The 12,074-nt window shown below is 71.4% G+C and carries 2 protein-coding genes; both read right to left on the bottom strand.

Annotated elements, in window-relative coordinates; translation table 11 throughout:
• Window positions 1-25: 25 nt before the first annotated feature.
• A partial coding sequence (locus MCHLDSM_RS38645) for a non-ribosomal peptide synthetase (protein WP_048473389.1) occupies window positions 26-5,770 on the bottom strand: 5,745 nt, incomplete at its 3' end.
• A 15-nt stretch (window positions 5,771-5,785) separates the two neighbouring features.
• Complete coding sequence (pks2, locus tag MCHLDSM_RS28575) at window positions 5,786-12,043, bottom strand: sulfolipid-1 biosynthesis phthioceranic/hydroxyphthioceranic acid synthase (RefSeq protein WP_048473189.1); 6,258 nt, start codon at window positions 12,041-12,043, stop codon at window positions 5,786-5,788.
• Window positions 12,044-12,074 lie beyond the last annotated feature (31 nt).

Genomic DNA, 12,074 nt, shown 5'->3' with positions numbered 1-12,074 from the left:
TTGACCTGGTCGTCGGCGCGGCCGNGGCCTGGTCGACGTCGTCGAACGCGGTGAGTGCGCTCTGGATCTCGCCGAGTTCGATGCGGTGGCCGCGGATCTTGACCTGGTCGTCGGCGCGGCCGTGGTAGCGCAGCTGGTCGTCGCGTCCCCAGCTGACCAGATCGCCGGTCCGGTACATGCGGCTGCCCGCCGGCGCGAACGGGCAGGCCACGAAATGGGTTGCGGTCAAAGTGGCGCGGTGGCGATAGCCCACCCCGACGCCCTGCCCGGCGATGTACAGCTCGCCGGTCACACCGGGCGGCACGGGACGGAGGTGATCGTCGAGCACGAAGACGGCAGCGGTTGGCACGGGCCCACCGATCGGCGCCGGCCCCGACCCCGCGCTCAGCGGTGCGCTCATGGACGCGTACACGGTGCCCTCGGTGGGACCGTAGGCGTTGATCAGCACGCGGCCCGGAGCCCAGCGGTCGACGACGTCGGCTGGGCAGGCCTCCCCGCCGAGGAGCACCGCCACGCCGTCCAGCCCGTCGGTTGATAGCGCGGTGATCGCCGACGGGGTCTGGGTCAGCACCGTGACGCGCTCGTTCTTCAGCAGCGTGTGGAATTCCGGCGGTGAGGCTGCGACCTGTTCGTCGACGATGACGAGTCGTCCGCCGCCGAGCAGCGCCGCCCAGATCTCCCACACCGAGAAGTCGAATCCGTAGGAGTGGCACTGGGTCCACACCTGGTGGGGGCCGAGCTCGGGCGGGGAGGACTCGGCGAGGTGGGCCAGGTTGCGATGCGTGATCGCGACACCCTTCGGCGTTCCCGTGGTACCGGAGGTGTAGATCAGATAGGCGATGTCATCGCCGGTGGCCGCGCACACCGGCGTGCCGGGCTGCCCGCCGAGGTCCGTGTTGTCGAGGGTGAGCACGGTGAGGTCGGTGCGGGACAGCCGGGCCCTCAGCGCCGCGGTGGTGATCGCGGCGACCGGAGCGCTGTCGTCGATCATGAACCGCAGCCGGCGGTCGGGGTGGGCCGGATCGAGGGGGAGGTAGGCGGCGCCGGTCTTGAGTGCCGCGACCATCGCGACAACGGCGTCGGCACAGCGGTCGAACAGCACGGCCACCGTGCGGCCGGGCCCCGCCCCGTGGGCAATGAGCAGGTGCGCCAACCGGTTCGCTGCATCGTCGAGCTCGCGGAAGGTCACCGACCGCGGGCCGTGGGTGAGGGCCACCGCGTCGGGGGTCCGTCGGACGTGCGCGGCGAAGAGCTCCGGCACCGAGGTGGCGTCATCACCGGGCCCGCGCAGCGCCGCGACGTTGCCGGCGATGCCGAGGTGTACGCGCTCTGCGCTGCTGAGGATGTCGACGGCCGACACGCGCTGTTGCGGATGGGTGATCGCCGCGGTCAGCACGCGGTGCAGGCGGTCGACGATCGCGGTCACGGTGTTGGAGTCGTAGACATCGGTGCGGAACTCCACCGTGCCCGAAATGCCCTGTGGATCCCCGTTGTCGGAAAATCTTTCCGACAGCGAGAACGACAGATCCATCCGCGCGGTGTGCGTGTCCACCGGCAACCGGTTCACCTCGAGATCGCCCAGGGTCAGTCCGGCGGCGGGGGAATCGGCCGGTCCGGGAACGTTGTGCCAGGACACCGCCACCTGAACGAGGGGATGATGGCTCAGCGTCCGCGCCGGGTTGAGCCGTTCGACGAGCACCTCGAACGGCACGTCGGAGTGCTCGTAGGCGGCCAGGCTGCGCTGGCGGACCTGGTCGAGCACCTCGGCGATCGTGGGGTCCCCGGCCAGGTCGACCCGGAGTACGAGCGTGTTGACGAAGAAACCGACCAGATCGTCGAGCGCGGGCTCGTCGCGTCCCGCGATCGGGAAGCCCACCGCCACATCGGTACTCGCGCTCAGCCGCGACAGCAGCACCGCGAGCGCGGTCTGCACCACCATGAAGGCGGTGGCGTTGTGCTCGGCGGCCACGTCCCGGATCCGCTGCTGCACCTGCGCGGGCCACTCCACGGCCACGGTCTGGCCGCGGCCGTCGGCGATCGCCGGGTACGGCCGGTCGGTGGGCAGCGCGACCCGCTCGGGCATCCCTGCCAGCGCATCCAGCCAGTACGCCACCTGCCGCCCGATCACGCCCTCGGCGTCGTCGAGGTCGCCGAACAGCTCCCGTTGCCACAGCGTGTAATCCACGTACTGCACCGGCAACTCGGCCCATCCGGGCGCCGCGCCCGCACACCGGCTGGCGTAGGCCTGACTCAGGTCGGCCAGCATCGGACCGACCGACCACCCGTCGGCGGCCACGTGATGGACCACCCCGAGGACGACGTGCTCGGTGTCGTCGATGCGGAACACGGTGGCGCGCAGCGGAATCTCACGAGTGAGATCGAACACGTGAGCCGCGGCCCGCTGCAGCGCCGCATCGAGCCGGGCCGGCGTCCACCCTGCCGCGTCGACGACCTCCCACCCGATGTCGGCCTGCTCCGGCGGGATCACCTGCTGGCGCGGCACGCCGTCGGTGTCGGGGAAGACGGTGCGCAAGGGCTCGTGGCGGGCCGCCACATCGGACATCGCGGCGCGCAGCGCGGCCACGTCGAGTGCTCCGTCGATGCGCAGCGCGATCGGCATGTTGTAGGTCGCGTCCCCGGCGTCGAAGCGGTTCAGGAACCACAACCGGCTCTGCGCGAAGGACAGCGGGATCACGTCCGGCCGCGCGGCTCTGACCAGAGCCGGGCGTCCGCCGGCGCCGGCGCCGAGCCGGGGCGCGAGCAGCCCGACCGTGGGGGCGTCGAACAGGTCGCGCACCGCGAGCGCGGCGTCCAGTGAGCTGTTGATGCTCGCGACGAGGCGCATCGCGAGGATGCTGTCGCCGCCGAGATCGAAGAACGAGTCGTCCACTCCCACCCTGGCCGCGCCCAGCACGTCGGCGAAGATGCCGGCGAGGATCTCCTCGACCGCGGTGGCGGGGGCGCGGAACCCGCCGTCGGCATACTCCGGGGCGGGCAGGGCGCGCGTGTCGAGCTTCCCGTTGACCGTCAACGGCAGGGTGTCGAGCACGACGACGGCGGCCGGCACCATGTACGGCGGGAGCCGGTCGGCGAGTGCGGCCCGTACGGATCCCGGATCCACCGCACCGGCACGGGATTCGACGACATAGGCGACCAGCCGCCTGTCGCCGGCGCGGTCCTCCCGGGCGACGACGGCGGCCTGGGCGACCGTGTCGAGCGTCGCCAGCGCTGCCTGGATGTCGCCGAGTTCGATCCGGTACCCGCGGATCTTGACCTGATCGTCGGCCCGCCCGAGGTAGTGCAACTGGCCGTCGGCGCCCCACCGCACCAGGTCCCCGGTGCGGTACATCCGGTCCCCGGGGCGGCCGAACGGGCACGGCACGAACCGCGACGCGGTCAGGCCGGGCCGCCGAACGTATCCCACACCGACGCCGCGGCCGGCGACGTACAGTTCGCCGACCACACCGACCGGTACCGGCTGCAGCCACCCGTCGAGCACGAACAGCGCCGCGGTGGACACCGGTGCCCCGATCGGTGGCACGCCCGAACCGGGAGCCAAGGGTGTACTGGCGGACGCGAAGATGGTGGTCTCGGTGGGACCGTAGACGTTGGTGAGATTCCGGCCCGGCGCCCAGCGGTCGACGACCTCGGCGGGGCATGCCTCGCCACCGACCAACACCGATACCGACGCGAGGCCGTCCGGGCTCAGAGCCGCCAGCGCCGACGGTGTCTGCGCCAGCATCGTGACGTGCTCGCGGGTCATCAGTGCCTGGAAGTCGTTGGGCGACCGTGCCACCGACTCGGGGACCACCACGAGCCGCCCGCCGTGCAGCAGGGCGCCCCAGATCTCCCAGACCGAGAAGTCGAACGCGTAGGAGAAGAACTGCGTCCACACCTGATCGGCGCACAGGTCCGTGCCGACGTCGATCCTGTCGTAGAGCCGCGTGACGTTGTGATGCGTGACGGCAACGCCTTTGGGCACACCGGTGGTTCCGGAGGTGTAGATGATGTGAGCGACGTCGTCGGGGGCCGGCCCGGTGAGCGGTGCGCACGGCAGGTCGCCCGCGCACGGGTGGTCGGCATCGACCACCGGCAGTCCGCAACCGGCGAACCGCGGCGCCATCGCCGTCGTGGTGACCGCGGCGACCGGAGCGGAGTCGCCGACCATGAACTCCAGCCTCGACTGTGGATGCGCGGGGTCGATGGGCAGGTAGGCCGCCCCCGTCTTGAGGATCGCGACGATCGCGACCACGGCCTGCGGGCAGCGGTTCATCAGCAGTGCCACGCACTCACCGGGACGGGCGCCGTGCGCGGACAACACCTGGGCGAAGCGATTCGCCGCGTCGTCGACGTCGCGGTACGTCCACGCCCGGCCGTCGCCGGTCAGTGCGATCGCATCGGGGGTGCGCGCGACCTGGGCGGCGAACGCATCGGGAATGGTCGCCGCCGCAGCGGTTTCGGTGAGGATCCGGCGGTTGCTCCAGCGGTCCGGATCGTCTTCCCGCGCCCATCCGGCCGCATCGACAGACGACAGCGTGGCGTCCGGATCGGCGATCATCGCGGTCAACAGCCTCTGCATGCCGCGCGCGAGATCCGCCACGTCCCGGTTCGCCAGCGGGTGCCCGGCGCCCGCCGTGCTGAGACAGAGGTCGTCACCGGCCGCCGAGAAGAACAATCCGAACCCGCGGATCTGACCGGAGCTGGTGTACGACGCGGACGCGCTGACGCCGCCGAGATCGAGGGTGAACACCGACGGGATGAAGTTCACCGCGACCCGCCCGGCGAGGCCCTGAACCGGAAAGCGTTGGTGCGCCAGCACCTCGGTGATCCGGGTGTCGACCAGGGTGCAGAACTCCGCCACGGTCGCACCGGGCGGCACCGGCAGGACCAGCGGGACGACACCGGACATCATGGCCGGCAGTGCCTTGGACCGGTCGTCGACGCGCCTGCTGACCGGGAAGTCGAGCACCACCTCGGAACCACCGCCCGACCAGCTCCGGACCAGCAGCGCACAGGCGGCGGTGATGATCGACGACCGAGGCAGCCGCCACGCCCGTGCGAGATCGTGCACCCCGCGAAGCACCCTGCGGTCCAGGGGAATCGGGGCGGAGGGGCGGGGATCGACGGCGGTGCTCTCGTCATCGGGCGGCCATTCCGGTTCGGGGTCGGCCGGCATGTGCTCGGCCCAGAAGGCGGCGTCCTCGCGGTAGTCCGGGGAGGCAACGTATGCCTCCTCGATGTCGACGAGGTCGCGCAGCGATCCGAAGAAGGGCGGCGGAATCGGTGAGCCGGAGACGACGGCCGAGTACACGGCGGCGATGCGATGGCCCATCAGCGCGATACCGAACCCGTCGGCGATGATGTGGTGGCAGCAGGAGAACCAGTAGAACGCAGCGGGACCGGTCTTGAACAACGCGAACGAGAACAGCGGACCGCTCCACGGCATCGGTGTGCGCTGGATCTGCGATGCGATGGCGAAGGCCTCCCCGGCGGGATCGGCTGCGGCGGTGAGGTCGTGGAAAACGAGCTGCGCGGGCGGTTGATCGACGACCTGTTGGGAGACGCGTCCATCGCGCTCGGTGAACGTCGCCCTGATCGGTTCGGTTTCCTTCACGACGCGGCGAATCGCCCATTCGAGCGGTCCCCGCTGCACCGGGCCGTCGATCTCGACGAACAGACCGAGCTGCCACTCGGTGCCGAAACGCCCCGTCTCCTGAGCGAGCCAGATGTCGAGTTGACCGCGGGTGAGCGGCAGGTCGTCGTGCGTCATCGGCGCCCCTCGATCTCAGGCCGCTTCCGCGGACGCCAATGTGCCGCAGAGCATGTCGGCGAGACCCCGGATGGTGATGGTGGTGACGTCGGTGAACGAGATGCGGATTCCGGTCTCCGTTTCGATGCGGGTACGCAGTTCCAGTGCACCGAGCGAGTCCAGGCCGTAGCCGGACAGCGGCCGGTCCGGGTCGACGCCGCGTCGCAGGATCAGGGCGACCTGTTCGGAGATCAGGCGCCGCAGCCTGGCCGGCCACTCGTCGACAGGCAGCTGCTCGAGCTCGGCGAGCAGCTCGCTCGAGCCGGTGACCCCTGCCGCGCCTGCGCGGAAGGCCTCCGCGAAGGGACTCCGCTCGGCGAACACGGTCAACCATGGACTGTCCGCGAACGGTGCGTAGCCGGTGTGGGCGCGGTCATGGCGCAGAAGCGTGTCGAAGGCGTAGGCACCCTCGTCGGGGGCGATGGCGGCCTGAGATCTCTCGGCGAACTCCACGGCCCGGCCCACCTGCGCCCAGGCGCCCCAGGCGATCGAGGTCGCCGGGAGCCCCTGCGACCGACGCCAGTGGGTGAAGGCGTCCAGCCAGCTGTTGGCCGCCGCATAGGCGCCCTGCCCCGGAGAGCCGACGAGTGCCGCGGCGGAGGAGAACGAGCAGAACCAGTCCAGCGGCTCGGCGGCGGTGGCGTCGTGAAGGTGCCACGCGCCGTACACCTTGGGTGCCCAGTCATGGTCGATGATCTCGTCGGTGATGTTGGCCAACGTGGCGTCCTCGACCACAGCCGCCAGGTGCAGCACCCCCCGCAGGGGCAGCCCGGTGGCCGTCGCCGTCGCCACCAGCTGCCGTGCGGTCGCGGGGGCGGCGATGTCACCGCAGTCGACCGCGACCTCGGTTCCCGCCGCTCGGAGCCGCTCGACCACCTCCTGTGCCTCGGGCGTCGGCTGCGAGCGCGACGACAGCACCAGGCGGCCACAGCCGGCTGCCGCCAGTTGCTCGGCCAGGAACAGACCCAGCCCTCCGAGACCGCCGGTGATGACGTAGGCACCGTCGGCGCGCACGACGCGCGCCTGACCCGGCGGCACGGTGACCTGGTGGTGGGCAGGCGTTCTCACGTCGAGCACCAGCTTGCCGGTGTGGCGGGCGCCGCTCATCATGCGCAGCGCGGTCGCGGCGTCGGCGAGCGGGAACAGCGTGCTCTGCGGCATCGGCAACACACCGTCGGCGGTGCGCTGATACACGGTGCGCAGCAGATCGGCGAACCGGTCGGGATGACTGAAGGCGAGCAGGCCGAGGTCGACGGCGTGGAAGGCGAGGTTGCGCCGGAACGGGAACAGCCCCAGTCGGGTGTCACCGTAGATGTCACGCTTGCCGATCTCGATGAACCGTCCACCGAACGCCAACAGCTCCAGTCCCGCCCGCTGTGCGGCACCGGTCACCGAGTTGAGCACGATGTCCACGCCGTACCCGTCGGTGTCGCGATGGATCTGGTCGGCGAAATCCAGGCTGCGGGAATCATAGACGTGACGTATTCCGCTGGTGCGCAGCATCTCCCGGCGCTCCTCGCTACCGGCGGTCGCATAGATGTCCGCACCGGCGGTTCGGGCGATCGCGATGGCTGCCTGACCGACGCCACCGGTGCCCGAGTGGATCAGCACCTTGTCCCCGGCTCTGATCCGGGCCAGCTCGTGCAGTCCGTACCAGGCGGTGGCGTGGGCGGTGGTCAACGCGGCGGCCTGCGTTTCGGTGAGGCCCTGGGGAAGTCGGACCGCACGGCAGGCGTCGGTGGTGACGAAGGTGGACCAGCAGCCGTCCGCGCACAGACCGCCGACGCGGTCGCCGACCACGATGCCGGTCACCCCGGGGCCGACCGCCGACACGATGCCGGCGAAATCGGTTCCGAGAGCGGGCAGCCGCCCGTCGAAGGCCGGGTAGCGACCGAACGCGACGAGAACGTCGGCGAAGTTGATGCTCGACGCGGTGACCGCGACCTCGATCTGTCCCGGGCCCGGCGGAATCCGTTCCGCGAAAACGAGTTCGAGCGACTCCAGATCGCCGGGTGTGCGGATGGCCAGGCCGATCCTGTCGCGGTCGACGTGGGCCGCGGCGGTGCGGCGATCGTCGGGGCGCAGCGGCGTGCGGGACAGTCGCGCCACGTACCAGGCGCCGTCCCGCCACGCGGTCTCGTCCTCGTCGGATCCGCCGATCAGGTGCCGGGCGAGCTGCCCGGAGTCGGTGGCCTCGTCGACGTCGATCTGCGTGACCCCCAGATGCGGATGCTCGGTGCCGATCACCCTCAGCAGGCCGCGCAGCCCGCCCTGCGCGAGGTTCGCGACGTCGCCCGGGACGACGGTCTGTGCGGCGCGGGTGATGACGAACAGGCGCGGCGCATCGTCACGGACCTCCGACAGGGTTCGGCAGATCCGGGTGAGGTGCGCGACGTGGTCGCGGCCCCGTTCCGGCGTCCGGTCTGCGGGCTGGTCCGCCGGCCCGGTGAGGACGACGACGCCGCGGATGGCGCCGCCGCGGAGGTGGGCGGCCAGCTGAACGAGGTGCTCGCAGTGGTCGTCCCGCAGCGGCCAGCACATCGGGACACAGTGCGCCCCCTGGGCCTTCATCGCATCGGCGAGCGCGCCCGCGACGGCATCGTCGGCGGCGGTGCTGATCAGCACCCAACTCCCCACACTGCCCGCCGGGGGTTCGGGCAGCTCGCGGCGGCGCCACTCGATGGTCAGCAGCCGCTCGGCGAACACCTTCTCGGCGTGGCCGGCCTCGGACAGCGCCGTGCCCAGCCGCAGTCCGCGGACCGTGAGCAGCACGGCGCCGCGGTCATCGAGGACGTCCAGGTCCGTGTCGACCCCGGTACCGTCCACGCGCGTGACGTGGACCAGGCAGAAGCGGGCATTGCGGACCGGTCCGCCGGCCCGCAGCAGGCGGATGCCCAGCGGCAGCGCGAGCACGTCGTCGCCGAGGGCGGCGACCTCGGGATGGGCCGCCACGGACTGGAAACAGGCGTCCAGGAGAGCGGGGTGGATGCCGTAGGCATCCTGCTGGGAGCGGATCGCGCCGGGCAGAGCGACCTCGACGAGCACCGTGGACCGGTCCTCGCTGCGGTGCACGGCGGTCAGCCCGCCGAACGCCGGCCCGTAGTGCACCCCGCGCCGGTCCAGCCGCGCGCGCACCGACGCCCCGTCCTCGGTGTCCGGGTGGGCGGCGCGCAACGCGCCGAGGTCGTGCGGCGGTGGCGCGTCGGCCGTGCTGACGGCCAGGGTCGCGGTGGCCTGCCGTGCCTGCTCGCCGCCCTGATGGGTCTGCACGGAGAACTCGGCGACGTCGTCGGAGCGACGCACCGCGCAGGCGCCCACCGTGGTCTGCTCGTCCAAGAGGAGGGCCTGCTCGAAGCGCAGGTCCCGCACTTCGACGGCGTCGCCCAGCACGGCGGTGGCCGCCGCGAGCGCCATTTCGCAGTACGCGGCGCCCGGCAGCACCGCCACGTCACGGATCCGATGGTCGGCCAGCCACGGCTGCGCGGCTGTGCCGACCTCGCCCTGCCAGACGTGGCGCTCGGGTTCCTCCTGCAGCTGCACGTGCGCGCCGAGCAGCGGGTGCACCGAGAGCGTGCGGCCGCCGTGCGTCGGTGACTCCTGGGTGCCTCGGGTGAACATCAGGCGGCGGTGCGTCCATGTGGGCAGCGGCGCGTCCACCAGGCGACCGTCCGGGCACGACACGGCGAAGTCCACGGCGGCGCCCGCACTGTGGAGATCCCCGAGGAACGCCCGCATCCCGTGTGGCAGGCACTGGTCGCGGCGCATCGCGGCGAGCGCGGCCGGTGCCATGTCCAATCCACGGGCTGTCTGCTCGACGGCGTGCGTGAGGAGGGGGTGCGGCGAGAGTTCGGCGAACACACGGAAGCCGTCCTCGAGCGCCGCCTGCACCGCGGGTGCGAAGCGGACCATGTTGCGCAGGTTGTCCACCCAGTAGGAGGCGTCGCAGACAGGGTGCTCGCGAGGGTCGTACTGGGTGGCCGAGTAATAGGGGATCTCCGGGTCTTTCGGGCCGACGTCGGCCAGCGCCGCGGTGAGCTCGTCGAGGATCGGATCGACCTGGGGTGAGTGCGACGCCACGTCGACGGCGATCTCGCGGGCCATCACCTCGCGCGACTCCCACGCCGCGATCAGCTCGCGCACCGTTTGGGTGGCGCCTCCGATCACGGTGGACTGGGGAGACGCCACGACCGCCACCACGGCGTCGTCGATGCCGCGGGTGACCAACTCGGAGAGCACTTGCTGCGCAGGGAGTTCCACGGCGGCCATCGCACCGGCGCCGGCGATGCGGGACATCAGCCGCGACCGACGACAGATGACGCGCACACCGTCGGCCAGATCGAGGGCGCCTGCGACGACGGCTGCGGCGACCTCGCCCAGCGAGTGACCGATGACCGCGCCCGGGCGGACACCGTGCGCGCGCATCGTGGCGGCCAGCGCCACCTGCATCGTGAACAGCGCGGGCTGGATGCGGTCGATACCGGTCACCGTCTGCGGGGCGGTGATCGCCTCGGTCACCGAGAATCCGGCCTCGCGGGCGATCAACGGTTCGGCAGCGGCCACGGTGGCGGCGAATTCCGGTTCGGTGGCCAGCAGTTCGCTGCCCATGCCGGCCCACTGGGAGCCCTGGCCGGAGAACACCCACACCGGTCCGCGGTCGTCCTGCCCGACGGCCGGCTGGTAGGGCGTGTCGCCGTCGGCCACGTCGCACAGTGCCCGGATCAGGTCGTCGCTGCCGCGGGCGATCACCGCCGTGCGGACCGGACGGTGGGTGCGGCGCCGGGTCAACGTGTACGCGAGGTCGGCCAGGTCGACGTCCCGGTGGGTCGCCAGCCAGTTCGCCAACCGCTCTGCGGTACGGCGTAATTCGTCCGCCGACGTCGAGGACAGCGGGAACAGACGCTCACCCGGCCGCGGCCCGGACTCCCGCGCCGGCACCTGGTCAGGGGCCTGCTCGATGATCGCGTGCACGTTGGTTCCGGACAGCCCGTAGGACGACGCGGCCGCCCGGCGGGGATGGTCACCACCGACCGGCCACGGCGTGATCTGCTGCGGCACGAACAGTTTCGTGTCGATCCGCGCCATCGCGTCGGGCAGCCGGGTGAAGTGCAGGTTCGGGGGGACGACGCCGTGCCCCACGGCGAGCACGGTCTTCATCAGACCCAGTGCGCCCGCGGCTGACTGGGCGTGTCCGAAGTTCGTCTTCAGCGACGCCAGGGCACAGGCGTTCTCGACGCCGTACACATCGGCCAGGCTCGCGAACTCGATCGGGTCACCGACGGGCGTGCCCGGCCCGTGCGCCTCGACCATCCCGACGGTGCGGGCGTCGACGACCGCGGCGGCGAGCGCCCTGCGGTACACGGTGGCCTGCGCGGCGGCTGACGGGGTCGCGATGTTCACGGTGTGGCCGTCCTGGTTGGCTGCGGTGCCGCGGATCACCGCCAGGACGCGGTCGCGGTCGCGCACGGCGTCCGGCAGTCGCTTCAGCAGCAGGACCGCGCAGCCCTCCGAGGAGACGAATCCGTCTGCCGCGACGTCGAAGGCGTGGCACCGCCCGGTCGGGGAGAGCATGCCCTCGGCCGAGCCGGCGACGAACTTGCGGGGGTCGAGCGTCACCGCGGCGCCGCCGGCCAGCGCCAGGTCGCTCTCGCCGTCGAGCAGACTGTGGCACGCCAGATGCACCGCCGTCAGGCCGGAGGAACACGCGGTGTCGACCGTCATCGCGGGGCCGTGCAATCCCAGCGCGTAGGCGATCCGCCCGGAGGCCAGGCTGAAACTGCTGCCGGTGAAACCGTAGGGCGCCTCGACGGCGTCCGCATCGGCGGCCAGCAGTTGATAGTCGCCGTGCGTGAGCCCGACGAAAACACCCGTCAGCGAATCGGTCATCATCTCGCGGGTGATCCCGGCGTGCTCCATCGCCTCCCAGGAGATCTCGAGAAGCAGCCGGTGCTGGGGGTCCATCGCGGTGGCTTCGCGCTCGTTGATCCCGAAGAACTCGGGATCGAATCCCGCGACGTCGTCGAGGAATCCGCCCCACTTCGTCACTGATCGGCCGGGGATCCCGGGCTGGGGGTCGTAGTACTCCTCGGCGTCCCATCGGTCGGCGGGGATCTCGGTGACGTGATCGTCGCCGCGCATCAGCGATTCCCAGAGGCGCTCGGGCGAATCGATGCCGCCCGGCAGCCGGCACGCCATTCCGATGACGGCGATCGACACCGCACCACCCGAGTCATCCACCGCTGATCACTCCTGCGTCGACGGGTCGGTG

The organism is Mycolicibacterium chlorophenolicum, from assembly GCF_001044235.1.
GTDB lineage: Bacteria > Actinomycetota > Actinomycetes > Mycobacteriales > Mycobacteriaceae > Mycobacterium > Mycobacterium chlorophenolicum.
Note: the sequence above shows the minus strand (reverse complement) of the source record. Positions and strands in the feature narration are given on the sequence as shown.